The organism is Proteus vulgaris (genome assembly GCF_011045815.1).
GTDB classification, from domain to species: domain Bacteria; phylum Pseudomonadota; class Gammaproteobacteria; order Enterobacterales; family Enterobacteriaceae; genus Proteus; species Proteus vulgaris_B.
Window position 1 is genome coordinate 16,177 of record NZ_CP047346.1, and the last position, 25,500, is coordinate 41,676.

At 43.7% G+C, this 25,500-nt stretch carries 31 protein-coding genes and 4 pseudogenes; 9 read left to right on the top strand and 26 right to left on the bottom strand.

Annotated features, from left to right (window positions below):
* Window positions 1-75: 75 nt before the first annotated feature.
* The 3 genes and pseudogenes from GTH24_RS21300 to GTH24_RS21310 form a co-directional block, all read left to right on the top strand.
* Window positions 76-335 (top strand): annotated as a pseudogene (locus GTH24_RS21300) (hypothetical protein); the annotation flags it as partial.
* A gap of 144 nt (window positions 336-479) precedes the next feature.
* Entirely contained in the window at window positions 480-1,643 is a 1,164-nt protein-coding gene (gene dhaT / locus GTH24_RS21305) for a 1,3-propanediol dehydrogenase (RefSeq protein ID WP_125894551.1), read from the top strand.
* Window positions 1,644-1,659: 16 nt separating this feature from the next.
* A pseudogene (locus tag GTH24_RS21310) lies at window positions 1,660-1,848 on the top strand (glycerol dehydratase reactivase beta/small subunit family protein); the annotation flags it as partial.
* A gap of 123 nt (window positions 1,849-1,971) precedes the next feature.
* Here GTH24_RS21310 and GTH24_RS21315 read toward each other — a convergent pair.
* From GTH24_RS21315 to GTH24_RS21360, 10 genes and pseudogenes are all read right to left on the bottom strand, one after another.
* Window positions 1,972-2,946 carry an IS5-like element IS5 family transposase gene (locus GTH24_RS21315; RefSeq protein WP_217748522.1) on the bottom strand — a complete coding sequence of 325 codons (975 nt, stop codon included), beginning with the start codon at window positions 2,944-2,946 and terminating at the stop codon, window positions 1,972-1,974.
* Window positions 2,947-3,174: 228 nt separating this feature from the next.
* Entirely contained in the window at window positions 3,175-4,098 is a 924-nt protein-coding gene (locus GTH24_RS21325; protein ID WP_164526961.1) for an IS5-like element ISSpu20 family transposase, read from the bottom strand.
* Between the two features lie 80 nt (window positions 4,099-4,178).
* A pseudogene (locus GTH24_RS21330) lies at window positions 4,179-4,886 on the bottom strand (DEAD/DEAH box helicase family protein); the annotation flags it as partial.
* Window positions 4,844-5,017 (bottom strand): hypothetical protein, encoded by a 174-nt coding sequence (locus tag GTH24_RS22520; RefSeq protein WP_231619284.1) that lies wholly within the window; start codon window positions 5,015-5,017, stop codon window positions 4,844-4,846. The pseudogene GTH24_RS21330 and the gene GTH24_RS22520, both read right to left, overlap by 43 nt.
* Before the next feature lie 96 nt (window positions 5,018-5,113).
* Entirely contained in the window at window positions 5,114-5,278 is a 165-nt protein-coding gene (locus GTH24_RS22525) for a hypothetical protein (protein ID WP_226981121.1), read from the bottom strand.
* Between the two features lie 28 nt (window positions 5,279-5,306).
* Window positions 5,307-6,017, bottom strand: coding sequence for an ABC transporter ATP-binding protein (locus GTH24_RS21340; RefSeq protein ID WP_014611607.1), 711 nt, complete (start codon window positions 6,015-6,017; stop codon window positions 5,307-5,309).
* Window position 6,018: 1 nt separating this feature from the next.
* A complete protein-coding gene (locus GTH24_RS21345) occupies window positions 6,019-7,224 on the bottom strand; it encodes an ABC transporter permease (protein ID WP_089110954.1) in 1,206 nt (401 codons plus the stop codon).
* On the bottom strand, window positions 7,221-8,372 hold the full coding sequence (locus tag GTH24_RS21350; protein ID WP_102138714.1) for an efflux RND transporter periplasmic adaptor subunit: 1,152 nt from the start codon (window positions 8,370-8,372) through the stop codon (window positions 7,221-7,223). The genes GTH24_RS21345 and GTH24_RS21350 overlap by 4 nt, the downstream gene beginning before the upstream one ends.
* Window positions 8,369-8,977, bottom strand: coding sequence for a TetR/AcrR family transcriptional regulator (locus tag GTH24_RS21355; protein WP_004393990.1), 609 nt, complete (start codon window positions 8,975-8,977; stop codon window positions 8,369-8,371). The genes GTH24_RS21350 and GTH24_RS21355 overlap by 4 nt, the downstream gene beginning before the upstream one ends.
* A 105-nt stretch (window positions 8,978-9,082) precedes the next feature.
* Window positions 9,083-9,373: pseudogene (locus tag GTH24_RS21360) on the bottom strand (hypothetical protein); the annotation flags it as partial.
* A gap of 68 nt (window positions 9,374-9,441) precedes the next feature.
* Between GTH24_RS21360 and GTH24_RS21365 the strand changes: the two are divergent.
* The gene (locus GTH24_RS21365; RefSeq protein ID WP_125894560.1) at window positions 9,442-10,392 is read left to right on the top strand and encodes an IS5-like element ISEc68 family transposase; all 951 of its coding nucleotides are present in this window, start codon (window positions 9,442-9,444) and stop codon (window positions 10,390-10,392) included.
* A gap of 290 nt (window positions 10,393-10,682) precedes the next feature.
* Here GTH24_RS21365 and GTH24_RS21370 read toward each other — a convergent pair whose 3' ends face one another.
* The 6 genes from GTH24_RS21370 to GTH24_RS21395 all read right to left on the bottom strand — a co-directional run bounded on the left by GTH24_RS21370 (window position 10,683) and on the right by GTH24_RS21395 (window position 15,475).
* Window positions 10,683-11,252 (bottom strand): GDSL-type esterase/lipase family protein, encoded by a 570-nt coding sequence (locus GTH24_RS21370; RefSeq protein WP_241254140.1) that lies wholly within the window; start codon window positions 11,250-11,252, stop codon window positions 10,683-10,685.
* Entirely contained in the window at window positions 11,239-11,457 is a 219-nt protein-coding gene (locus GTH24_RS22045) for a hypothetical protein (protein ID WP_125894562.1), read from the bottom strand. Before GTH24_RS22045 ends, GTH24_RS21370 begins: the two co-directional genes overlap by 14 nt.
* A 104-nt stretch (window positions 11,458-11,561) precedes the next feature.
* Complete coding sequence (lepB, locus tag GTH24_RS21380) at window positions 11,562-12,311, bottom strand: signal peptidase I (RefSeq protein ID WP_125894564.1); 750 nt, start codon at window positions 12,309-12,311, stop codon at window positions 11,562-11,564.
* A 492-nt stretch (window positions 12,312-12,803) separates the two neighbouring features.
* Window positions 12,804-13,811 (bottom strand): hypothetical protein, encoded by a 1,008-nt coding sequence (locus GTH24_RS21385; protein ID WP_164526963.1) that lies wholly within the window; start codon window positions 13,809-13,811, stop codon window positions 12,804-12,806.
* Between the two features lie 20 nt (window positions 13,812-13,831).
* Window positions 13,832-14,491, bottom strand: coding sequence for a DUF4365 domain-containing protein (locus tag GTH24_RS21390; protein ID WP_125894568.1), 660 nt, complete (start codon window positions 14,489-14,491; stop codon window positions 13,832-13,834).
* 168 nt (window positions 14,492-14,659) lie between these two features.
* Window positions 14,660-15,475: a tyrosine-type recombinase/integrase gene (locus tag GTH24_RS21395; protein WP_164526964.1), complete on the bottom strand. Its 816-nt coding sequence runs from the start codon at window positions 15,473-15,475 to the stop codon at window positions 14,660-14,662.
* Between the two features lie 85 nt (window positions 15,476-15,560).
* Here GTH24_RS21395 and GTH24_RS22050 point away from each other — a divergent pair, with 85 nt between their 5' ends.
* The 3 genes from GTH24_RS22050 to GTH24_RS21405 all read left to right on the top strand — a co-directional run bounded on the left by GTH24_RS22050 (window position 15,561) and on the right by GTH24_RS21405 (window position 17,324).
* A complete protein-coding gene (locus GTH24_RS22050; protein WP_206535566.1) occupies window positions 15,561-15,701 on the top strand; it encodes a hypothetical protein in 141 nt (46 codons plus the stop codon).
* Between the two features lie 317 nt (window positions 15,702-16,018).
* Window positions 16,019-16,816, top strand: a complete 798-nt coding sequence (locus GTH24_RS21400; protein WP_048607643.1) for a hypothetical protein — start codon at window positions 16,019-16,021, stop codon at window positions 16,814-16,816.
* A gap of 364 nt (window positions 16,817-17,180) precedes the next feature.
* Window positions 17,181-17,324 carry a Hok/Gef family protein gene (locus GTH24_RS21405; RefSeq protein WP_071547955.1) on the top strand — a complete coding sequence of 48 codons (144 nt, stop codon included), beginning with the start codon at window positions 17,181-17,183 and terminating at the stop codon, window positions 17,322-17,324.
* An 85-nt stretch (window positions 17,325-17,409) separates the two neighbouring features.
* Here GTH24_RS21405 and GTH24_RS21410 read toward each other — a convergent pair whose 3' ends face one another.
* Genes GTH24_RS21410 through GTH24_RS21420 form a run of 3 tightly spaced genes read right to left on the bottom strand, consistent with a single transcriptional unit; the run spans window position 17,410 to window position 18,398 of the window.
* Complete coding sequence (locus GTH24_RS21410) at window positions 17,410-17,790, bottom strand: hypothetical protein (protein WP_096864991.1); 381 nt, start codon at window positions 17,788-17,790, stop codon at window positions 17,410-17,412.
* Window positions 17,791-17,820: 30 nt separating this feature from the next.
* On the bottom strand, window positions 17,821-18,153 hold the full coding sequence (gene mazF / locus GTH24_RS21415) for an endoribonuclease MazF (protein ID WP_023159957.1): 333 nt from the start codon (window positions 18,151-18,153) through the stop codon (window positions 17,821-17,823).
* Window positions 18,153-18,398: an AbrB/MazE/SpoVT family DNA-binding domain-containing protein gene (locus GTH24_RS21420; RefSeq protein ID WP_096864992.1), complete on the bottom strand. Its 246-nt coding sequence runs from the start codon at window positions 18,396-18,398 to the stop codon at window positions 18,153-18,155. The genes mazF and GTH24_RS21420 overlap by 1 nt, the downstream gene beginning before the upstream one ends.
* Before the next feature lie 269 nt (window positions 18,399-18,667).
* Here GTH24_RS21420 and GTH24_RS21425 point away from each other — a divergent pair, with 269 nt between their 5' ends.
* Both GTH24_RS21425 and GTH24_RS21430 read left to right on the top strand, forming a co-directional pair.
* Complete coding sequence (locus GTH24_RS21425) at window positions 18,668-19,291, top strand: AAA family ATPase (protein WP_109910889.1); 624 nt, start codon at window positions 18,668-18,670, stop codon at window positions 19,289-19,291.
* A gap of 100 nt (window positions 19,292-19,391) precedes the next feature.
* The gene (locus tag GTH24_RS21430; protein ID WP_096864993.1) at window positions 19,392-19,619 is read left to right on the top strand and encodes a plasmid partition protein ParG; all 228 of its coding nucleotides are present in this window, start codon (window positions 19,392-19,394) and stop codon (window positions 19,617-19,619) included.
* Between the two features lie 97 nt (window positions 19,620-19,716).
* Here the strand turns inward: GTH24_RS21430 and GTH24_RS21435 are convergent, their stop codons facing one another.
* The 7 genes from GTH24_RS21435 to GTH24_RS21465 all read right to left on the bottom strand — a co-directional run bounded on the left by GTH24_RS21435 (window position 19,717) and on the right by GTH24_RS21465 (window position 25,499).
* Window positions 19,717-20,085: a hypothetical protein gene (locus GTH24_RS21435; RefSeq protein ID WP_109910890.1), complete on the bottom strand. Its 369-nt coding sequence runs from the start codon at window positions 20,083-20,085 to the stop codon at window positions 19,717-19,719.
* Between the two features lie 349 nt (window positions 20,086-20,434).
* Window positions 20,435-20,827, bottom strand: coding sequence for a hypothetical protein (locus GTH24_RS21440; RefSeq protein ID WP_109910891.1), 393 nt, complete (start codon window positions 20,825-20,827; stop codon window positions 20,435-20,437).
* A 9-nt stretch (window positions 20,828-20,836) separates the two neighbouring features.
* A complete protein-coding gene (locus tag GTH24_RS21445; protein ID WP_048821775.1) occupies window positions 20,837-21,259 on the bottom strand; it encodes a hypothetical protein in 423 nt (140 codons plus the stop codon).
* Window positions 21,252-21,596, bottom strand: coding sequence for a single-stranded DNA-binding protein (locus tag GTH24_RS21450; RefSeq protein WP_023159966.1), 345 nt, complete (start codon window positions 21,594-21,596; stop codon window positions 21,252-21,254). Before GTH24_RS21450 ends, GTH24_RS21445 begins: the two co-directional genes overlap by 8 nt.
* 2 nt (window positions 21,597-21,598) lie before the next feature.
* On the bottom strand, window positions 21,599-22,645 hold the full coding sequence (locus GTH24_RS21455; RefSeq protein ID WP_072070749.1) for a ParB/RepB/Spo0J family partition protein: 1,047 nt from the start codon (window positions 22,643-22,645) through the stop codon (window positions 21,599-21,601).
* A gap of 351 nt (window positions 22,646-22,996) precedes the next feature.
* A complete protein-coding gene (umuC, locus tag GTH24_RS21460) occupies window positions 22,997-24,064 on the bottom strand; it encodes a translesion error-prone DNA polymerase V subunit UmuC (protein WP_159227769.1) in 1,068 nt (355 codons plus the stop codon).
* A 583-nt stretch (window positions 24,065-24,647) separates the two neighbouring features.
* The gene (locus GTH24_RS21465; protein WP_024008861.1) at window positions 24,648-25,499 is read right to left on the bottom strand and encodes a universal stress protein; all 852 of its coding nucleotides are present in this window, start codon (window positions 25,497-25,499) and stop codon (window positions 24,648-24,650) included.
* Window position 25,500 lies beyond the last annotated feature (1 nt).

Sequence of the window (25,500 nt, forward strand, 5' to 3'; positions counted from 1 at the left end):
GAATGCGGGGTTTATGACGCGCTTACAATATATCCAAATGATTTTGTTGAACACGACAGGGAGCCCAGAGCCCATTATGAAGCGGAACGCACGCTGCGTGGCTATGTGCTATGGCGCAAACGGAGCTACGGGGTGTGTCGTGGGGAGTTGTTTCGTCAACGGATACTCTCGTTGGTGGAAACTGCCAAACGCTTGGGGCGTGCTGCCCCCAGGAGTGGCTGCGCGCCATCGTCCGAGCCTGCATCGAGAAGACGGATTACCCGATCCCATCAGAGTTGTGTAGTCTGAATAGGGGTTTCAGTATGGCGAATTTTATACTATTTTATGCTACTTAAACCCTTTTTGTTATGGTTAGACCAAGTTAGACTGTGTTTCATCTTGGTTTGTTACCCAGGGAAGGTGCGAACAAGACATGTTATTAGCGCAAACCGCACTGAATTGTTTCTCTGAATTATAATTTAAATCTAAGAAGGTAAATTATGAGCTATCGTATGTTTGATTACCTGGTGCCGAATGTGAACTTTTTTGGCCCGAATGCTATTTCCGTCGTGGGCGAACGCTGCAAACTGTTGGGCGGTAAAAAAGCGCTGCTGGTGACTGATAAAGGTCTGCGAACCATTAAGGACGGCGCGGTTGATAAAACCCTCGAACATCTGCGTGAAGCCGGTATTGACGTGGTGGTGTTTGACGGCGTCGAGCCAAACCCTAAAGACACCAACGTGCGCGACGGCCTGGACGTTTTTCGTAAAGAGCAATGCGATATCATCGTTACCGTCGGCGGTGGTAGCCCGCATGACTGCGGTAAAGGCATCGGCATCGCAGCGACGCACGAAGGCGATCTCTATAGCTATGCCGGGATTGAAACCCTGACCAATCCGCTGCCGCCGATCGTCGCGGTGAATACCACCGCCGGTACCGCCAGCGAAGTCACCCGTCACTGCGTGCTGACCAATACCAAAACCAAAGTGAAGTTTGTGATAGTCAGTTGGCGCAACCTGCCGTCGGTTTCCATTAATGACCCACTGCTGATGCTCGGCAAACCTGCGCCACTGACTGCGGCAACAGGAATGGACGCCCTGACCCACGCCGTTGAGGCCTATATTTCAAAAGATGCCAACCCGGTTACCGACGCCGCCGCTATCCAGGCAATTCGTCTGATCGCCCGCAACTTACGCCAAGCCGTAGCACTGGGCAGCAACCTGAAAGCTCGCGAGAATATGGCCTATGCCTCTTTGCTGGCGGGTATGGCCTTCAACAACGCCAACCTTGGCTACGTTCACGCGATGGCGCATCAGCTTGGCGGTCTGTACGACATGCCGCACGGCGTAGCAAATGCCGTCCTGCTGCCGCACGTGGCGCGCTATAACCTGATCGCTAATCCGGAGAAATTTGCCGACATCGCGGAGTTTATGGGTGAGAACACTGACGGTCTGTCCACCATGGATGCTGCCGAGCTGGCGATTCGCGCCATCGCTCGCCTGTCAGCCGATATCGGTATTCCGCAGCATCTGCGCGAGCTGGGCGTCAAAGAAGCCGATTTCCCGTATATGGCGGAAATGGCGCTGAAAGACGGCAATGCCTTCTCCAACCCGCGTAAAGGGAACGAGAAAGAAATTGCCGAGATCTTCCGTCAGGCATTCTGATCAATAAGGGGGCGCAATGTCACTTTCATCACCGGGCGTACATCTGTTTTATCACTCACTCTGGCAGGATACGCGCGTGCTTGATGAACTATGCTGGGGGCTGGAAGAGCAAGGCGTCCCTTGCCGGACAATCTGTTGCGACGAGCATGACTGCGCGCTGGCCCTCAGCAAGCTGGCGGCTAAGGAAGGTGCGAATAAGCGGGGAAATTCTTCTCGGCTGACTCAGTCATTTCATTTCTTCATGTTTGAGCCGTTTTTTCTCCCGTAAATGCCTTGAATCAGCCTATTTAGACCGTTTCTTCGCCATTTAAGGCGTTATTCCCAGTTTTTAGTGAGATCTCTCCCACTGACGTATCATTTGGTCCGCCCGAAACAGGTTGGCCAGCGTGAATAACATCGCCAGTTGGTTATCGTTTTTCAGCAACCCCTTGTATCTGGCTTTCACGAAGCCGAACTGTCGCTTGATGATGCGAAATGGGTGCTCCACCTTGGCCCGGATGCTGGCTTTCATGTATTCGATGTTGATGGCCGTTTTGTTCTTGCGTGGATGCTGTTTCAAGGTTCTTACCTTGCCGGGGCGCTCGGCGATCAGCCAGTCCACCTCGGCCAGCTCCTCGCGCTGTGGCGCCCCTTGGTAGCCGGCATCGGCTGAGACAAATTGCTCCTCTCCATGCAGCAGATTACCCAGCTGATTGAGGTCATGCTCGTTGGCCGCGGTGGTGACTAGGCTGTGGGTCAGGCCACTCTTGGCATCGACACCAATGTGGGCCTTCATGCCAAAGTGCCACTGATTGCCTTTCTTGGTCTGATGCATCTGCGGATCGCGTTGCTGCTCTTTGTTCTTGGTCGAGCTGGGTGCCTCAATGATGGTGGCATCGACCAAGGTGCCTTGAGTCATCATGACGCCTGCTTCGGCCAGCCAGCGATTGATGGTCTTGAACAATTGGCGGGCCAGTTGATGCTGCTCCAGCAGGTGGCGGAAATTCATGATGGTGGTGCGGTCCGGCAAGGCGCTATCCAGGGATAACCGGGCAAACAGACGCATGGAGGCGATTTCGTACAGAGCATCTTCCATCGCGCCATCGCTCAGGTTGTACCAATGCTGCATGCAGTGAATGCGTAGCATGGTTTCCAGCGGATAAGGTCGCCGGCCATTACCAGCCTTGGGATAAAACGGCTCGATGACTTCCACCATGTTTTGCCATGGCAGAATCTGCTCCATGCGGGACAAGAAAATCTCTTTTCTGGTCTGACGGCGCTTACTGCTGAATTCACTGTCGGCGAAGGTGAGCTGATGACTCATGATGAACCCTTTTTCATGGCTCCAGATGACAAACATGATCTCATATCAGGGACTTGTTCGCACCTTCCCTAGCCCAGTGAGTTTGTTCAACGCCTTTATCATCGCGTAAGTTTCTCCTACCTGACCGTTATAATTTCGCAGGCTCAATCTGCCACCAAGTAGTTGCTTCACTCGGCTTTGTTTCCTAAATCGCGCCAACACACAAAGCTCCCCCCTGCTGTTCACGTATTAGACAAAATACTGTGTTTCAGGCATACCTAGCTTAGTCAGTTTGTTTAATGCTTTTATCATGGCGTAAGCCTCCCCGACTTGAGCATTGTAATTTCTCATGCTCAAGCTGCCGCCGAGCAACTGCTTTATCCGATGCATGGCGGTTTCAGAGATTGAGCGACGATGGTAGCCATAGCGTTTCTTCCACTTTTTATTTGAGCCGTAAAGCTTTTGAAAACTCACGGCTAAATTGCGTGGATGCCCTTGTTTCCAATAGGCTGCACCATCGCGTGGAGGAATAAGGCTAAAGGCCCGTTTACGGCGGATAACCGTGTGACATTCTCGCGTATCATAGGCACCATCTCCTGAAATCGTATGGATTTTCCGGTAGGTTTGATTAAGCAAATTTGGCAGCACTTCAGCATCTGTCACATTCGATAAACTGAGCTCAGCCGCAATAATCTCGTGAGTATGAGTGTCAACGGCAATATGCAGTTTTCGCCAAACTCGGCGTTTGCCATCCGTACCATGCTTCTTCACTTTCCATTCTCCTTCGCCATAGACTTTTAGCCCTGTGGCATCGATAGCTAAGTGCTCAATAGCGCCCCTTGTCTTAGTTTTAAAGGAGATGTTAACTGTCTTAGCGCGTTTGCTGATACAGGTATAATGCGGGCAAACTAATGGTACGTTTGCCAGTTTAAATACCGAATTGATAAAGCCTTGTAGGGCTCGCAATGGCATAGAAAAAACACGCTTAACCATCAGTGCGGTAGTGATCGCCAAATCACTAAACACAAGTGGCCGACCTTTTTTGCTTGGCCCTGTTGTCGCTTTCCAAGTAGCGATCGCTTCCTCATCAATCCAGAAGGTCAATGAGCCACGGTTAATCAAGGCTTGATTGTACTGTTTCCAGTTGGTTGTCTTATAGCGAGGCTTTGGCACGGTTGATTAGTGGAGCTGTGAATGATGCCGATCTGATCACTGATTACAGATTTAGTTCCATCGATTTAGGAAACAAAGCCGACCGTATCGTGTCCTTCACGGGTGTCTGGCGGTGACATAGCGACAACCGAAGTCACCTTGCCAATTTGGTCAAGAAGCTTTTTGTATTGGATGGCAGACGCTTTTGAGTCACAAGCAAGCTGACCCTTTAAACCTTGGCGTTTGAAGTTTTGGAAATGGTCAGAAATATCATGAGCGATAAGTTCAATACGACCCTCGGTTTGATAGATTTGACCTTTCTGAGCGAACTTCTTCTTCAAATCGGTACGTTGTTTTTCGGTCAGCTTATCGGTGATGCGGTCGAACCAAGCATCAAGCGCTTTGTCGTTGGTGCTTAACTCGGGAACACGCTCTTCATATAGTAAGGGGGTAACGGTTTTATCTTCCACCGCCTGTTGCATGGTGTACGAGTGAATGATTTTACCGAATTTGTTTTCGGTCTTGTCATCTTGCAGCAGTGGTGTCCCCGTAAAGCCAATGTAAGCGGCTTTTGGCAGCGCCTGTTGCATTCGAATGTTGTTTTCACCGTTTTGGCTGCGGTGGCCTTCATCAACTAGGACAATCATGTCAGGGCTGTCGTTATAACACTCTGGCAGTTCAATCGCGGTGCCAAACTTGTTGATGATGGAGAAGATGATGCGCTCGTTGCCTTTGCCGATTTGCTCCGCTAAGCGGCGGCCTGTGGTTACCATGGCTGTTTTACGATCTTTTTCAGACAGTGCACCGCCAAATGATTGGACACCGCTTTGCCGTCGCTGCTCGCAGCAGCCAGCTTCATGGCCAGCGCCGCCTCGTGAGTCTGCGCGTCAAAGTTTCTGAACTTGGTCGCATCAGCGCCGAGGTAAGCAAGGATGCGCATTTTTTCAGTAAGCGGTGGCTCGGGGTGTGCAGCAACTTTTGGGGCGAGCTGAACGACCTGAACCCATTCCTCCTGCGAAATCGCACCGGTAATAGCCTACATGTTGCGCCCGAGTTCCTGCATGATCTTGCGTAGCGCCAGTGGCTCAACCTGGGTAGCGTCACCAGCCCAAGCTGGCAACTGAAAACCCCATAAAAGCAGGCAGGCCGTAACGGTCAGGGTGATAGTTCCAAATGCGTGGCTGTGTTTGCGGTGGGTCATGAAATTCTCCTGTAATTCAATCGTTCTCTCATTCGAACTCCCGCCCTTCGCCAGCTTCCTCATGGGTCACGCCGTCGCGGATGTGGTAGATGCGCTTGAATGTGGGGATGATCTTTTCGTCATGGGTGACGACGATGATGGCGGTCTCTAACTTCCGGGCCATGTCGTTGAGGATGCGGATTACAGCCATGGCGCGCTCGGAATCCAGCGGCGCAGTAGGTTCATCGGCCAGGATCACCGGCGGACGATTGACCAGTCCGCGCGCGATGGCGACCCGTTGCTGCTCGCCACCGGAGAGTTGCGAGGGCATTGCGCGAGCTCGGTGTTGCACATCAAGCGCTGTGAGCAATTCCAGTGCCTTCGCGCGCGACTCTCCATTCGCGACGCCTGCAAGCATCGGCAGCAGCGCCACGTTGTCGGTGACATCGAGAAACGGAATCAGGTACGGCGCCTGGAAAACGAAACCGATCTTGTCACGCCGTAAGGCGCGCAGGTCGCGGACTTTCCAGCCATCGGCGTAGATCACTTCATCGCCCAGCGTCATGCGACCGGCGGTCGGTTCGATCACCGCACCCAGACACTTGAGCAGCGTGCTCTTGCCGGACCCGGAAGGGCCGATCAGTCCCACCACTTCACCAGGCGCAACATGCATATTCACGTCTCTCAAGGCAAAGACAGCGGTGTCACCATCGCCATACCGCTTGCTTAAACTTTCGATGTGTATCCCTTTGCCACTCATCTCAACCTCCAATGGCTTCGGCCGGATCGACCTTGAGTGCCATGCTAATGGCGACGAGGCTAGCTAGAACGCAGATCACGAGCACAGCAAAAAAACCGGCGACAGAATCCATTGGCGTGAGCAGGACATATTTTGGAAAAGCCGGTGCTGAAAAGGTGGCTGTGATCTTGCCGACCACGAAGCCAATCACGCCCAGGGCGAGCGCCTGCTGCATGATCATCGCGGCGATGGTTCGGTTGCGTGTGCCGATGAGCTTCAACACCGCGATCTCACGGATTTTGTCCATCGTCAGCGAATAGATGATGAAGGCAACGATGGCCGCGCTAACGATGGCCAGAATCACAAGGAACATGCCGATCTGCTTGGCCGAGGTGGCGATCAGCTTGCCGACGAGGATGTCTTCCATCTGTGCCCGGGTGTAGACCGTCAAACGCTTCCAGCGCTGGATGGATTCGGCAACCTCGTCCGGCGCATGACCAGGTTTCAGAGTGACCAGCACGGTATTGACGAACGCGTTGCTGCTCTGTGAAGCAATCACGGCATCCAGCAAACCTGGATCACCGGGTCGATTGAAGACCGGGTTGGCTTCGGTGCGACGCCGGCTTTGCCAGATGGCATCGTTGTCCTTGAGGAACTGGGCCTCCTGGGCATCTTTGAGCGGAATGAATACCATCGGGTCGCCGCTGGACGACACCATGCGCCGTGTCAGCCCCACGACGGTGTAATGATTGCGGCGAATGGCAAGACGATCTCCCAGTTTGAAGCCGGTGGCGATGTCGGCCACAGCCTCGTAGTGACCGCGCGTGATCTGGCGTCCAGCGACGAGATAAGGAGGCCATCCGGGTGTAGCCCCCAACGCACCGGGCGCGATGCCGACCACCATGGTGCGTACATCACTCTCGCCCTTGCGTACCTGCATGGTCAGGTAGGTCGCGTTCGCTGCCTGTGAGACTCCCGGCATGGCGAGAATGGCGCGATACACGTCATCGTTGAGGCTGGACGACTCCGCATAAGGACCCAGAGTATCCTTTTGCACCACCCAAAGGTCAGCGCCACTGTTGTCGAGCAACGCCTTGCCGTCGTCCACCATGCCTCGGTACACCCCAGCCATGACTAGGGTGACGCCGATCAGCAGACCCAGACCGATGCCGGTGAAGACGAATTTCCCCCAGGCATGGAGAATGTCGCGGCCGGCCAGGCTGATCATCGTGAAACTCCCGGGATATGCTCGACCACATGGATGCGGCTGCGCGCCGTCAGTGCCTTTTCGCTATAGGTCACAACCTGGTCCCCATTCTTGAGCCCTTCGCGCACCTGCACGTAACCATTGAGGTCGGAAGTGCCGAGCTTGACCGGGGAGAAATGCAGATCACCATCCACGATTTGCCAGACACCAACTTTATCGCCTTCACGCTGGACGGCAGCGTTGGGGATCAGTGGAGCGGCCGGGAGCGCCGGCAAGTCAACCGTGACTTCGGCCAGTTCACCCACTGGTGGCAAAGGTTCTGGTTTGTTATCGAATGTCACCTTGGCAAGCGTTTCCTCGGTTACCGCGTCGGCCTTGGGTTCCACCCGCAGCACGCGACCTTTCAAGGTCTGGCCACCACGCGAACGCAGGACGATATGAGCCGGCAGCCCCCCAGCCAGCCCCGATGCGCTGATCTGGTCGAAGCGCACATTGATCCACAAACTCTTGGGGTCGATCACTTCCACCACGGCCTGGCCCGCGACGATGGTCGTGCCGGGATTGGCATCGCGCACGGCGACTACACCGTCGACCGGCGCGATCAGGCGCAGATTGCTCCGCTGCGCGACGAGTGCTTCGTGGTCGGAGCGTGCCCGGGCAATATCTTCCCGAGCGGCGGATAGGGCGGCATCGGCGATCTGCAGTTCCTGCCGCTTGGTGGTGACGATTTCCTCGCTGGTCGAGCGCACCGCAAACAATTGCTCATAGCGGCGCGCCTGGGTTTGCGCGTAGGCTTGCCGGGCTTCTGCCTCACGCAAAGCCGCTTCCGCCCGCTTGAATACAGACTCCTGTGAGCGCACCCGATCATCAAGGTCGACCGGCTCCATCTCGCCGAGCACCTGTCCGGCCTTGACCTGGTCGCCTACATGCACCTCCAGGCGTTTGACGCGCCCGGCAAACGTCGGCCCGATCTTGTAGGTGTAGCGCGCCTCCACCGTGCCGATGCCGAACAGCGCCGGTGTGATAGCCCGTGATTCCACGCTTGCCACCGTCACAGCGACCGGGGCGAGCGGCCCTGATCGCAGACCGACATAAATAAAAAGCACCAGCAAAGGAATGATGACGGCAAGCAGTGCCAGGGTGCGGCCTTGCAAGGGTAACTTTTTCATTGCGCACTCCTTATGCCACGTCGATAAATTGCAAAGACGCGCGGCGCATCGCGGTGCATACGTCCCACATCACCCGCCAACAGCGATTGCATGACCAAGCCCTGGATCGTGCCAATGAACAGCGTTGCCGCCGCCTCGTTGTCAAGCGAGGGAGACAACTCGCCGCTGGCCTTGCCTTTCTCGATGAGACGATGCAAACGTTCGCCGTAGCGCTGAATCAAGGTTTGCACCATGCGCTTGGCCGGTGTCGATTCGGCACGCTGAAGCTCACCAAACATCATTCTTGGCACGCCTGGGTGCTCAGCTACGAATTCGATGTGACTCATGAACATCGCCTCCATGGCTGCCAAGGGCGACTCGATTCCTTGTGCGGATCGATCGATTCTGGCTAATAGGCGTTCTGCTACCCACTCCATGACCGCCTGCCAAATGGCTTCCTTGTTCGGGAAGTGCCGAAACAGCGCACCCTGGGTCAAGTTCATGTGTTTAGCGATAGCCGCAGTGGTTATCTCGCTTGGGTTTTGTGAACCGGCAAGCGCCACGACGGACTCGACAGTTACGGCACGACGTTCATCGGCCGGCAGATGCTTTGGATGGGTGTCCACGAGCACTCCTTGCAAGATAGTAATTGATTACTATCTTACCACAAGAGGCAACTAAAACAAGAGAAAACCCGACGTACTCGTCAATATCTAGAGTCTGCAATGGGCTTAACGTGCTTTATTTTCCGTTTTCTGAGACGTCCCCAGTACTCGATTGCCGACTACCAGCTTGCGATTAAACTGCTTAGGATTCCATGAATAATGAACGGATGATGGTATTTGAGTGCTTTCACCTGAGAGGCTTTGCAGAGATAGGTTGTCCATCTCAAAATCGACCCCTTTCATCTTTAATATCTCACGCATCAGGGCATCGCTTCCCCCTGGGTTAGTAGGCATGGGTCTGCCTGTTAAGCTGTTAATCCTTGCCTTGGTATACAAGCCATAGCCAAGCTTTATTAGGGAAGGTGCGAATAAGTCCGAGATGTGAGATCATCGTGTTGTAACCTGAACCCAGAATGAGTAACCGGATGAGCCAGCAACTGACTTTTGCCGACAGTGAGTTTTCCAGTAAACGCCGCCAGACCCGCAAAGAAGTTTTCCTTGGCAGAATGGATGACTTGCTTCCCTGGGACAAATTACTTGGCGTTATCGAGCCTGTGTATCCCAAGGCCGGTAATGGTCGCAGGCCCTATCCGCTGGAAACCATGCTGCGTATTCACTGCATGCAGCAATGGTACAACCTGAGCGATGAGGCCATGGAAGATGCCCTCTATGAAATCGCCTCCATGCGCCAATTTGCTCGCCTGTCACTGGATAAAGCCATTCCAGACCGCACTACCATCATGAATTTCCGGCATTTGCTGGAGCAGCATGAACTGGCCCGCAAAATCTTCAGTACCGTTAATCACTGGCTAGCAGAGTGTGGCGTTCTAATGACCCAGGGCACCTTGGTGGATGCCACCATCATTCAAGCCCCCAGCTCTACCAAAAACAAACACAACAGCCGTGATGAAGACATGCACCAGACCAAGAAAGGTAACCAGTGGTACTTCGGCATGAAAGCGCACATTGGCGTGGACGCCAAAAGTGGCCTGACCCACAGTCTGGTGACCACGGCGGCTAACGAGCACGACCTCAATCAGGTTGGCAAGTTACTGCATGGCGATGAAGAATTTATCTCAGCCGATGCTGGTTATCAGGGGGCCGAAAAGCGCGATGAGCTCAGCGATGTCAGCGCAGACTGGCTTATCGCCAAGCGTCCCGGCAAAGTGAATGCATTGAAGCAACACCCGCGCAAGAACAAGCTGGCCATCCGTTACGAATACCTGAAAGCGAGTATCCGAGCGAAGGTTGAGCATCCATTTCGGATAGTAAAATGTCAGTTTGGTTTCGTCAAAGCCAGGTACAAGGGGCTGGCTAAAAATGACAGTCAACTGGCGATGTTATTCACCCTGGCGAACCTGGTTCGAGTTGACTAATTGATACGGGCACAGGCGAGATCTACCTGAAATGAGGAAATTGGCCTGAAACAGGGCCAAAATCAGCCACGAAGAGACGATTTTGGGCTGAAAATTGGAAAATTGAGCCACAGGACGTCGATAAAGGACGGTTTGGGGCGTCATATCGGGAGCTGCGGACCACTTAATCGCAGCTTCCCTAAGAAATATCAAAGTAGTCATATAGAATATAAATGAAATATTCATATTAGTTACATAGGGATTTCGTTTCTTAAATCTACGCTTTCTTCTCATTACAACATTCCAATTTACTAAAAAAGTAGCTGTGTCACGGTAAGTAAGGCTCCGTTCGGAGTGATATGTATTCCATCTTTCGTGCGAACTGTTGTCCCATCTATGACATCCTTGTATGTTTCACCAAGAACCGTTCGTGTATCTACGGTGGTGATCCCCTCTATCTGCGAAGCCGTCATTATGGCTTGTCGAGTGTTATCTAATAGTCTGTTTTTGGCGGGGTCTTTAAGGGTTGGAGGAAGTAACCAGATCACATTTTGGTTTCTGGCTTTTATGGTTTGGATAAAATGCCGAACTTTAGAGGTGTACTTTTCTTTTTCTGATATTTGAACATGGTCGTTAGTACCGAGAATCACGTAAACGGTATCGTATTCTTCAAAACTGAATTGCTCTGCGTATCTCTGCCAATCTAGGATCTTCTTTGTGGATAATCCGCTACCCACTTTGTATCGAGCATCAACCGCTTGGATTGTGCTGTACCCTTTAGCTATCTCATAGGTAAGCGAATCTCCTATAAAAACAGGTTTGCTGTACGACATAGAAGAAAATAAAAGGGAGCTGATTACTGAGACTTTATAAATATTCATTGCAACCCATATCAGTTATAAGCCAAATCTCACTACTTTGACCTGTGTTCTTTTTAAGCAATATCGAGCATGGTATAGATGCCATATCAATTTTAATTAATGTGTTGTCACTCCCCTTCACCTCATAGAGTTGCTTTATTTCATTTGCTTCAAGACCAGTAATCTCTCTTGCCAATACATCTATCGAAGCCACCAGAACTGACATGCTTATCTTGTGTGGCTTGCGTCACAAGATGCTCGTGTGTAGTGATCGCCCCTGTGGTAGAACCACAAGAGGACAAGAAAAAGCAAATTAATGCGATACAGCTTCTATTTATCCCCATCATTCCCCTCTGCCGTTTGAGCTTCAGAAATTACTTTTAAGCTATTCTCCCCTATATCAAAATCGCTTTTCATAAACTCAAGTGTAAAAGCCGTGGCTAAATACCGGCTTATCAAAAGTTCCTTTTTAACAAGCCCTCGCAAATGGCGTGGAGTTCCAACTGCATTTTCAAAAAAACGTGAATCCCATGAATGATCTCTGTTATCGCCAAGAACAAAAACATATCCATCAGGAATTACCCATTGTGTATAAATCGGCTTAACGAATGGTTTACGGTTATCAATGACATAATCATATTGTTGCGTATTACGTTCCTGAAGCGCCTGATAGGTACTCGTATGGTCATTATGATGGTTTAGCTGCCCGATCATCCTTCCGTTGATCTGGACCGACTTATCATCGGCATAAGTGATAGTATCGCCAGCCAATCCGATTATGCGTTTTACATAAATGAATGAAGGGAATGCAGGAGCTCGGAAAATCACTATATCTCCACGCATCAATTGCTCTTTTTGCGCGTCAACCGGCTTTGCAAAAATGAGATCACCGGCTTTCAATGTCGGTGCCATAGAGGATGTTGGGATAATATAATAGTCCAATAGGTAGGATTTAACGGACCACACAATAACTGATATTATTACCAAGCTAACAGTATAAAAACTAGGCTTACGTTTTCGATATATGAGGTAAAGAATTCGTAGGATAAGTGCAAGAATAAGGGTACTTATGAAGTTCATGAGCTTCAGCCTTCAGAAATTAAAAAGGCAATGTACCCGTTATATGGTATCTTTTTTCTTAGTAAACAGTCTTAAAAGTATCACTTTCTATTTTGGTGGTGCATAGTTACGGCTCTCAAATATCCATAAAACCATAACATATTAAAGTGGCTACTTATTTTTAAAGGCAAAAAATAACATATAGTGTCACTGGAAAAAACAAGATGTCCTATCTTGTTATTAACTGTTTTAAAGCTGATTGAATCAATATGATTTTTAGAGTGTTCAAAATAGATACGATAGCAATATACATAAATTGCAAGAAGAAAGAATGATGCGAATACCTTAGATAATTCAATTAACGGAATAGATTCAACAAAATCGCCTACTAATGCAATTAAAACAGTTAATATTAATACTGAAATATCAATTATATTTCTTTTTCGAATTAACATATATGCTGGATATACACAAATGACGGTTAAAAAAATGATCCGAATGAATGTAGTGTATTTATTCTTCATTAGACCACCATTCAGGAGCTGCTAATAAATCCTCTGAAACTTTCCAGCCAAAATTAATCAATATTTTCTTTATATTATAAGGTTTATCCATAAAATAACTCATGTGGATTTTATTGTTCCTTGTGAGCTGCCCTGCCCTAACTGAAGTAATACCGATGTAGGTTGTTAAATCTGACAGTGTATAACCCAAATACGTGACATCTGACAATTCGTCGATACGCTTATTTTCATGAATAGTGTTTAGGATACCCTCTAATTCAGTTTTAACAAACATATACAATTGTCTGCTGTCACTACCGGTTATTTTTTCACTTTCATTGCAGTGGTTATTATGGACATTGTCATTATCCTTGTTATTTTCAAGCCACCAATTAGGCGCATGTAAATTATTGCTGGTAACAACCCATCCATGATTAATAAGAACAAGCGCATTATTAAATGTATACTTTGAAAGTTTCACTTCATTAACTTCAGACAAAAATATTTCTTGCTTGTCAATGCATTCTAAAATACCAAGATCCATTAACATTGTAGTTATAGATGATTGATTTCTATGTATCTTATCTGCGATTGAGCTTAGGTTCATCTTGTTTTGTATCATGGAGATAACTGTATGAATTTCTTCATTAACCCATACTGTTTCATTACGATTCAAATCGTTAGTGTTGCTCATAGGAAATTGATCATTACTTACCCACCACTTGGGGGCTTTAAGAGATTCCTCCCTGTTTGATAACTCATATATCCAACCAAGTTCTAATAATTTAGGAATAAATGATGAATGAGGAATGAGGTGATTTAAATTAGTATTCCTAGCCGTAGATATCTTATTATCCTTATAGTTTATTTCACACAACCCCATGTTCAATAATTTTGAGAGGACATCATTTACACTACGTCCGATAAATCTGCATATCTTTTCGATGAAAAACGGCTCATTAATGGTTCCGAATAGTTTTGTTATTTCAGATAATGTCCATACCGTTAGATTTCGCATGTTTATTTCACTTGATGTAATTAAAATGGGAATAAACCGTAATTTTCACAGCCTAGTTCTTCTCTAGATTCTGTTGATATAATAATTTGTTTCAATTCGCTCAATAATTTTAATTGTTCAGTAATTACGTTCCTGTTTTCATTGTCAATAATATTTGTACTTGCAATTTCTTCAAATGCATCTTTCATATTGAAAATACTAATTCTTTCGATATTCACACAAGTATTAGATGCTAGATAATTAATTAACCAATTTAATTTTACTAATTTATAACAGTAAATAACACAAGTATGACCCACTCCAAATTCACCAGATAAAACATTTCTAGCGTGAAACACTAGTTCTTCATATACTTTTAGAAATGCTAAACTTTGTGACGTTTCGCGGTGATTCGTTAATAGTTCATTTACTTTTTCAATATTCGAGGATAGATCATTTTCTTCAGGGAATGTGATTGTCACTGATTCTTGTTGCTGCCAATTTTGATTTTTATTATTAAGGTGTATTTCCACATACTTTTGTAACCATATGTATTTAGTTTCATTTGATGGTATGGATGTGTAAAATATAAAAAAAGGAACGTTAAATAATAATGCGTATTTTATTGTTTTAACAGGAAAACTTAGTTTTACAGTTTTATCAAATGAACTGACAGTTCCTTTAGATTGTACAAAAAACAATCACCAGTTGATTCTTTATTATCAAAAAGCTCAATCATGAAATCTGAGCCGTAATCTCTTTCACCAATGGAACGTAACACCCAATTGTTACTGGGTATCTGATTGTGGACTATCTTTATAGCTTCAGTTTCTACAAAATGCGATTGTGATCTCATTTGTGTTATATCTCTAATAATATTGCAGATTACGTGCAGCAGCCTCTAAGCGTGTTACACCTCGTTTATCATATCGCTGTGTAGTAGCGACACTACTGTGCCCCATAGCTTCTCTGACAGTAAGTAGGTCCTCACCTAGTTCTAACAACTTAGTGGCATAGGTTCGTCGGCAATCATGCGGTGTAAATGAATCTGAGGCTGAATCTTTCACCAATTTATCAATAATATACCGTAAACCATCGGTTGTTATTCTATCGCAAGTCACATCATCATTTTTACGTATGCGGGTAAAAACTGCACCGGTATGATCCCCTCTTACAGTTTCTATCCATAAGCGAATACGACGGAGCGTGTCACTTGGCATGAAGTTAGTTCTTTCTTTGTTTCCTTTACCCATGATTTTAATGGAGTAATTATCAAAATTGATATCTTCCATATTCAACAAAGTGACTTCAGCACGGCGCAAACCACAGCCAAGCATTAATGATACAATCGCCGCATCACGTACCGAGACTGCGGTATTTATGCTATCAAGATGCTGATAAATATGCGTTATTTCACTACTACTCAGTGAACGCCCTCGACCAATACGGTTCCCTCGAATCCGGCGTATGCTTCTAATATCCTGATATGTATCACTATCTATGACTCGTGATGCTCTGGCTTCTTCAGCCACCCCTTTAATGGCACTCAATATCAAGTTGATACTATTTGGGGTCTTTTTCTCCAGTATTAATTTCTGAAGTACCAATTGAACGGCATCTCGATCTATGATGGACCAATCGAAAGTAAACGGGTCCATAGCACGAAACAATTTCACCACTGACACTAGGCAGGATCGCATTGTCTTTTGGCTTTGTTTGGAACGGAGCCGTAGCAAGTAGCTGGTTGCTGGATTGTTGGTGTTTTTCGTCATGTTATTTACATCAACAATATCTGTTACGTTGTCACGTAAAATTAACTCTCCCATCAGTGCCTCCTTGGTGCTGAAAATTGGTGTGAAAATTGTGGTGAATTCTGGTGCATCAAATAGCATCATTAACCATAAATCATAAAATAAAAAAAGTTACTACATTAAACGTATATTTAACCGAGTAAAGAGTAACACAAGGATTTATCATCCAAAAGTTAAAACATAGATATTATTGCAAATATAACAATACTCGGTGATATATTGCACATTATTGATGATTAAAATCCATAATGTAACTTGTATTATGAATTTGTGGGTAGAAAGTAGGTTTAATACACTGATTAGTGATTTCCTTTTTTTGGTAATATCAGAATCAATTGAATAGCTACCATGTAGCTATAATTATAAATTTTTATAATTCTATAAGTGCTAATTTATAGTAAAAATAAAGGAAAAAATGTGAAAGCCAATAAATTAATTTTATTTGCAGTCTTATCATTGAGTATCACACATATCCAAAATGCGATTTCCGCTGAAAGTCAAATGTCATTTTCACTATCAGAAATTTGTAAAGCAGGATTATCTACCATATATGATCGTGATATAGATATAATGCAATCGACGGAAATTTCAAATAATATCAGTAGAATTAGATACATAAGAAGCCAAGATGGTAAACTCTTTTCATATCTGTGTAGAAAAGAGTCAACAAACAGACTAAGTTTCTTTGACGAAAACTTACCCAATGCTCGTTGGTATGGTGCTGATCTGTCTGAACCACAGATATTTTTCTCTACGGCAAACAATGTGCTAACTATAAGAGATGTTGTTAACGGAGAAACCTTAAAAACATATATATTTAGTAGAAATGATTTTATTGACAAGAAGGAAACATCTAAGGATGAAATGGATAAGATAAACATCTGGCTAGATGAGTACATAACCAATTCATTCAATAAAACTAATGCGTGGGATGTTAAATATATTGGTGTTACACAAACGATGTCTAGTCCGGTTAATACTTATATGCTAAATTTTGATACCACAGATAAAAAGTTACTCTCTCTTAAAAATGCAGATGTTGATGCGTTTGCTTTTGAACAAAACATATCAAGAATATCTAAATGGAAGAATAGCTTTTGTACAAAAGAGATTTCAGATTTTATGATTAAATATAGCATTGATGTGCTACACTCAAAAATATCTAATAACGGAGAATTACAATTCATCTCTACTTGCTACAAAGGTAGCTATTAAGGTTTATTGAAAGGTATTAATAACATGTGGGTGTAAATAAAATTATACCCACCACTAATATATGGTGATTTCATAGAATATTTAAATATATAATTGATATTATTCAATTCAAGTTAGTATGAGCCATTTATATTAAAATACTTAAAGAAATATCATAAAAACAAACAAATATTATTAATAATAAATAGTATTGCAATTAATAATAATCTGCTAATATCGTTTTGGGTGCTTGAATCATTTTGGTTCGAGCATTGATACGAGCCAAAAAGACGAAAGCCCCGAATCAGGTATAACCCTTAATTCGAGGCAGTCTACAAACTTCGCAATTTGATTCTGTCTCCTTTTACTCAAGGAGTCAAGAGAAATGAGCAAATTTGCCCTGATTGGGCTGATTGCTGTGTGCATCACAGTTCTGTGCTTCTCATTGTTAATGCGTGATCGCTTATGTTCACTAAATTTCACAAGCGGAGGCACAGTGGTTCAAGCTACGCTATCTTGTGATAAGTAATGTTGCTCTTGTGGGGGGAAACCCCCACATTTTCTCTTTTATAGATTACGAAGGATTGGTGATACAAGCACCCTTTTTCGGTTAGCTATGGTTCACTCTTTTTGCTATCAATCATACCACTTTCGTTGAATAGATAGATAAGCCAGTATATTAAATATAATGCTGTTGTAATCATGCCTATATTGATCATTAATAATCCGAATCGCGGTGTATTATTAATATCAAACAGTAAATCATCCCTGATAAAATAGCTAGAGAGTAAAAATACAACTGATATACCAGAATAACCAAATGCCAATTTGAATAGTCTTGATTTCGATTTAGCGAAAATCATTATTAAAATTATAAAAAACAAAACATAATCATTTACTGTGAAAATAACATCTAAAATAGAGCTTAATGATGATATAGCATTATCTAAAGGAGTTTGATTACCTGTTGCTGTGTGTAGTGTTTCATTTTCCATTCTATCCCATAACCCTTATAATTATTATATCTAACCTATTAACGCCTTTGCTTTAGCTTTTATCTCTGCCAGTTCTGATGCCTCCACTTTGCCCTTTTTAGTAACCTTACGAGCTCTCCAGTCAACACATGTAACTTGATCCGCTAATGCGTAGCTGTCTCTTTCGTTCGAGAGTTCGCATTCAAATGGATAGCCTTTGCCCTTAGTTGTACATGGTACGCATAATAAGAGCCCTACTTTATTATTGTATGCAAATGGGCTGAGGACAACTGCTGGACGATGACCGCCCTGCTCATGTCCTTCAACTGGATCAAAGTCAATCCAAATCAAATCGCCAGAATCAGGAACGTATCGAGATACCATTAAATTAATTCCTTACCTGTTCGAGCTCCGAAGTCTACTTTCTCATGAATATTCTCCGGCGTGATACCGGCTAACAAATTTTCTAATGAGTATTCTACTGCTTTAACTGGCGTAATGATGATACGACCTTCTTCTACCGCTATTTCAACCGTATCATCAACGCTAAGTGCCGCTTTTTGCATGATTGCAACAGGAAGCCGTACAGACGGGCTATTGCCCCATTTTTTTACTGTGACCTGAGCCATTTATCACCTCTACAATTCAACGTCCGAGTTTTAATAGTAGCACTCTAATTTAAATGTATCAACATTGTTGATTGTGTTAATGTGACTAAACACATAAACACATAAACACATTATCGCGTGTGTAACTAACTGATTTCACAGGTCAGGTATGTTTTTCTTATAATTTAATGTGTTTTTGCTTAAATACACATTAACACAAATACACATTGATTATTTTTTGGCTTCCTTAGATAATGAAAAAAACACAAACAAACATATGAGGTTTTCCAGTGAAAGTAATTTCTTTTTTAAATCCGAAAGGCGGCTCTGGAAAAACAACCACCGTCATAAATGTTGCTACTGCTATGCAGAAAGCAGGTTATTTATTAGCAGTTGTAGATACAGATCCTCAAATGAGCCTATCTAACTGGTCTAAAGAAGGGAACTGTGATTATGATGTTTTCACCGCCGCCAGTGAGAAAGACGTTTATAGCATCCGTAAAGATCTAAGTGATTATGATTTTGTCATTGTAGATGGAGCTGGTTCACTTTCTGTCATTACATCAGCAGCAGTTATGGTTAGTGATCTAGTTATAATTCCAGTCTCGCCAAGCCCTCTTGATTTTTCCGCAGCCGGTAGTGTTACATCGGTCCTCGAAGCTCAAGCATACAGCCGTAAAGTAGAAGCTAGATTTCTGATTACTCGTAAAATTGACCAAACAACTATGTTGCAAGTATTAAAAGACAACCTCAAAGATACTGGCTTGCCTTCTTTCAAAACAGCTATTTCTCAACGGCAGAGCTATATCAAATCTATTCTAGATGGTAAGAGTATTTTTGAAACTAATGATGGAAATGCAAAAGGCGAGATAGAAATACTAACCAGAGAAATTTTGACTATTTTTGAGTCATAATGTGTATTTACACATTAACACATTAACACGAACGTGTATCTACACGTGTGCGCTAAAACACATAAGCGCATATGTGTTTTGAAATTAAAAGAGATACTTTATGGCACTTAAAAAAGTTAACGAATCAGCAAATTCACAGAAAATGAAATTCGGTGAAAACAGAGACTTAGATAAAATTCTTGATAAAAGTACAAAAACCAAACGCATTAATGTAGATCTTGACGAAGATACTCAAATTCGATTCAAAGCTGCATGTGTCAAACGAAACACCACAATGAAAGATGTAATATCAGATTATGTTCATCAGTGGCTAAAGGAAAATGAATAGGTAGTGGTTTTATAGGGATGATATTTCATCCCTTTTTATTGTACTTTTATCTCAATTTCACTAGGTAACATTCAAAACAAAAGTGCCTCATGCTCAATTATTCGAGCCAATCTGGTAGTTTTGGCAATAGTTGTTTTTTCCACGGCTCTTGCTCTCCAAGATCCCAAACTTCAGTGTTGTATGTCCCTGTTCCACCAAAATCAAAGCATGGTCGTAACTGCGATATGTAGCAGTATGCGAGAAAGCCGTTCTCTCTCTTGCGTACCAATTCAGTCCAACCGACCGCGTATACATCTTGCAGATATCCTTCCCAAGCAAACAGTACACCGGTATTGCTCCAATGTTCTAACTCAGGATAAAACTTTCTTATTTCCTTTATAAAATCAATCACGTCACTATTGAATTCATTATCTGGACATGGATTACTGGGGTTCCGTTGGAACGTTTCTTCATTAAAAACAAACATGCTCCGGTCCTCTACTTTAACTGGTAGTGTTTTTGCTTTTTATTATTGTACCTGTGATTTAATTCTTCACTTAGATTTTAGATTGATTACCTATAAAGCCTAAAATATTTTTATATGTGCGTACACACATTAACACATATGTGTATATGTGACGAATCACACACAAATACACAAATACACATTAACACATATACACATGGGTGTTTATGTGTATAATTAGTTTTGCCATACGTTATATGATTATAATAAGTACCAACACTAGGGTTATAACGCCACATTGTGGCGTTTTTTTTTGGCTGTCATTTTGGCAGGGCAGAAAAATAGAGGTACAAAGCGCAGCACATAGCCGTCAATATGTCTTGTTTAGCTGTGGCTCGATCTTTGAATTAGCCTTTTCTAGCCAATTCATACTATTAGAACAATCCTTCTCATGACCAATGATTGTCAATACCTGTTTATAAGCATCATCATTCAACATGAATTTCAAACTATTCAAATAGCCATATAATGGGTCCCTAATTATCACATCATCTGCCGTGACTGATTGTGCACATGCCCGATAGCGGATATCTTTAATGTTTTGTACAACACTCATACAAGCTGGACAGTTGGCTTTGTATTTCTCTAAATCAGAATATCGCTGTCCTTCAATCCCTTCCATTGCAGAATAACTATTACCCAACGCTGGCACTGAGATCAGCGTAGTTATCAGAATGAAAGGCAAGGATATTGTCAGTTTCATTTTGGATTCTTAGTTTAGGTTGTTCTGCTGTTCACATAGCAGTTGCAACTCAGTCCATACCTCATTTTCCGAGGCTTTTAAAACCTCATCCAACTGATCTGGTGTCGTTGCTTCTAATACGGCTTGTCTATTCTCACCACTTAACTTACCGGACATGATTTGTACACCAGACATGATCATAGAGTGATATAAGTTCTGACGTTCCTTTTCATCTGATGAAAATATGCTATCCAGCATCTCCAAAACCCCGTTATAGCGCAAAATTTCACTTTCACTGCACTGTGACGTATTCATTAGGTGTTTGAGCTCGTGTAGCTTCTCACGCGCTTTAAATAGGGCATAGTTTAGAACTGTTTGATCTCGTTTCATTTCTGCCATCACATAATTAGGATTTTGAACGTTACAATTTGAAATTTGGTCTGCCTTAGCCATTCTGCTCTCCTGCATTTGTATTTTTACTATTAGGTAATACTCTAAACACACCTGTCTGGTAATTCATTATTATAGAACAGGAATTATTAGTCGGTTGTAGCCTTGCTTCGATGTAAACAAGTTGTCCTTTCTGACCAAAATTAGCTGCTATTTCTGCTATTTTTCCGTATGCACTAATGTTAAACCAATCTGTTATCGGGTTTCCTTTCGAGTCATGCCGGTTAATTGCAACAGAGAAGTAGGTCATTGCCTCACCGTTACGTTCTGAATACTTCAGATTATCTTTCGGGGACGAACCTAATCGTGCGATCAGTTGCACCTTGTTAAGTAATTCCATAGTTAAGCCTGAATAGCTTCAGTGTTGGATTCGGTTTTGCTCGGTTCGTTCTCATCATCATTAGATGCGGCGGATTCATCATTCGCAAACTTCTGAAGAACATCATTAAGCAGGGTCACAATTGTTACCGGCATTTCGACAGTCACTGTTTCATCATTTTCTTGAATATCAGCAACTTTGTCGTGAATTGTTGTGCGGATTTCACTTAATTGTGAAAACACGGAATGTATTTCTTTTTTTGAAAAAGGTACTTTCTTCGCTGAAGGTACAAATTTCCGTGTGACTTTATTTTTGCCGCTGTCAGTCGCCTTCTGCAATCCTGCAATGATCACATCATATGCCTCTTGATTAGTTTCTTCACACTCAAGCAGTATTTCTATGGCTAAATCTGAAGTAATCAGGTTCTTTCTGACAAGATCAGTGATTCTGTAATCTGCTCGGAACAAGCGTAATAATCTGTTGATCGTAACAACACTTGTGTTCGTATATCGTGCAATTTCCTTTTTTTCCCATCCCATACTAAGTAAACGATGGAAACCATCAGCTTTTTCTAACGGAGCTAAAGGTTTTCCTTCTGAAGATGTCAGCATATTGACGATCTCAAGTTGCTGACTGCCTGAGAACTCCGTGACGTATACGCCTTTAATCGTGCATCCTTCTTCCATTGCCATGCGTAGAGCGCAATATCTGTGGTGTCCATCAATAATCTGTAAGCGTGGCAGATTATCAACCGTTATAACTTTCACAACGATAGGTGGAACATAAACACCTGATACATACGAATTCTTGATTCGTCCAGCATGTTCAGTATCAATCTCCCGAAGATTGAAACCTTCCTGTACGTACAGTAACTCAACGTTAACGCGATAAATATCACCACGCGAACACACCTTTTCCTCAAAGGCATCAGACATTTTGCGTAATGTTGAGATATTGTGCGCTTCAGTATTTTTCTTCAGAGTAGGGTAGGGTAGGTCATTGAGAAGTACCTTGCTCATATTCGAATTTTGTTGACTGCTATTCGTTGAAATTGCTGCGTTAGTATTCATAGTCCTCGCCTTGTCATTGTGTAACTAGGTATTATTTTTATTCGACGTAAGGCTATCACACAGGATTTTCTATTTTCCTTAGTTACATAAGGAAAACGGCATCATTTCGATTTATGTGCATTGCTATCAATTAGTTAAAGGCGAACAACTCCAGAGGGTAAAAGTGTTAAAGATAATCATATCAATGACATATCGCAACAATCATAAATTGATAATGATTGTTTCATTATCTTAATAATGTTCAGAAATATGAATATAATTCTAAACGAAAGACGTTCTCAATTTAGGTATACTGGTTGAAGCAATTGTAGGATTGCGGTGAATCCTGCTGAATACGCTGGTGGATTTCCTCTAAATCTTCACTACGGGAAGATCTGAAATTCTCGTAGTGTATGCCGGTGAAAGCATTTCTCGCTTCATGCGCCAGTTTGTGTCCATTCCCTTTCCAGCGAACCATATTTTGCTAACACCTCGATTATTTATCTGGTCCAAGGTTTTCATCAATTGTTCACTTCCTTTGTAGGGTTTACTATCAGAAAATAAATTAAGTTGAGTAACTGATGGATCAGAAAAATCAGTGAGCATGATGCCAGCTTTGTGATATTTAACTCCCGATTTCCAGATGGTCTTTAACAGACGCACTGCTGCATTGATAATGTCTCTTGTATCAGCACTTGGATATTCTAACCGTTCAGAACGGTGGTTGTAGTATTGAGGTCCGCTGGCGTAATGGCTGGTTTGGATAAAAACAGAAACAAAGGAACAGACTCGTTTTTCAGCTCGAAGTTTCTCTGCTGCTCTCTCTGAATACTCGCAGATAGCCTGATGCATATGCTCATAGAGCTCAATTTTTTTTCCAAATGAACGTGAACAAATGATTTGCTCTTTAGTTTTTGCTACTTCTTCAAGCTCGATGCAAGATTCACCGTTCAGCTCTCTCACAGTGCGTTCTACAACCACACCGAATGTTTTACGGATCATGGTTGTTTCAGCCCTAGCCAAATCAAGCGCTGTAACTATCCCCATAGCATTTAGCCGGTTACTTATTTTTCTACCCACACCCCATACTTCATTAACAGGCACAAGGGACATGAGCCGTTTCTGGCGTGAAGTAGCACTCAAATCGACTACACCGCCTGTTTTGGTCCATGTTTTAGCAGCATGGTTTGCCAGTTTAGCCAGTGTTTTAGTTTGAGCAAAACCAACACCGACCGGTACATGAGCTATCTGCAAAATTCGTTGTTGTATCTTGCGACCGTAATCTTCTAATGGAAAGTTTCTAGACATGCCGGTCATATCTAGATACTGCTCGTCGATACTATACGTTTCTACTCTTGGGGCAAAATCAGATAGTGTGTCCATGACTCGGTTGCTGATGTCAGCATAAAGTACGTACAGTTGGCTAAGAATTCCTGTCAAAGATAGATAAGTAAGCGATTAACCATTACCTTTCATAGGTTGATAGTATCTAATATTAAAAAAATCACCGAGCTTAATCAGCTGTCTATTTTTAATAGTAAGTATTCATCAACATGTCTAATTTTTACCAATTGGATTACTAAGATGTACTAAGTTTAGTACCGAGGGATCGAATGTACAATCTTCACTCAGCACCAACACAATTCACTTTGTCGGGTGGACGACATTTGTTATTAAAAGCCGTCTTCTTGAGAACCCTGCGTGCAACTTTCACTGTACTAGACTCAAACATTTGATACCCAGTAACTTATAGAGCAGCCATTACAGGATCATTCCAAGAGTTGCGAGTTAGCCTTTTCGTTTTAACCAAGTACTCTTGATATTGAGGGGCAAATAGTGTCACTGCACTTCGGATTTTTACATGTTGTTCATTGATACTTGAGTCATCAATAAACGCACAGAAACTTCTGTGGAAAGATTTTCTGAACCAGAATTAAGGAGGGATAAGGTATATCACACTTAATTTGACAAAAAAGACCAGCACTCAATTGTGCTGGACTAATAGTACAACCAATAAAATTTCTTAGCGAAGAATTACCATTGGTAGTTGAGTACTTTCCATCATTTTAAGTGTATTACTGCCAAGGAAAACCTGTGCCAGCTTAGAGCGTGAAAATGCGCCCATCACAAGCATTTCAACATCATGACTCGATTTATATTCCATCAATGAATTAAATACATTGCCTTCCAATAAACTCGAACATACTTCAAATCCATTCTCTTTCAGCATAGCTTCGGTTTGCTGAAACTTTTCTTGTTGTTTAGGTTGATTGTTTTTCACACTGACAAGATGACATGTCAAACCATGAAGTAAGCCTCCTTCAATAATAGTTTTCACCGCTTTATCTGCGGTTTCACGCCCATCATAAGCCAACATAAAACTTTTAGGGGCTGCAAACTCTTTATTGGCAATAACAACAGGAGTATGAACTTGACGAATAATTTGCTCAATGTGAGAGCCCACCACATTGAAATTATCACCATGGCTTTCACCAGAGCGTCCAATCACAATTAAACGAGCCTCTTCTTCCAGATCATAAATGGCTTCAACGATACCGCTATGTCGTTGCATTTTTTCAATTGTGTGACAACCTTGTGCTTGCGCTAATTGAGAAGCATGTTCCAGCATCTCTTTACCTAACTCCAAGGCTAATTTGCTTTTTTGTTCATCTAAACTGGCCATTTCAGTTAATAAAGATGAACGAGCGCCTAAGCCAATAGCACCACTAAGATCTTCGGCTTGGGTTGATGGTGTTTTCTCAATTGCGTGTAACAACAACAATTTTTTATTCAATTTATTCGATGCCCAAATGCCAGCACGGCAAGTGGAATCAGCATAGATTGAGCCATCAATACAGGTAATTACGTTATTCATT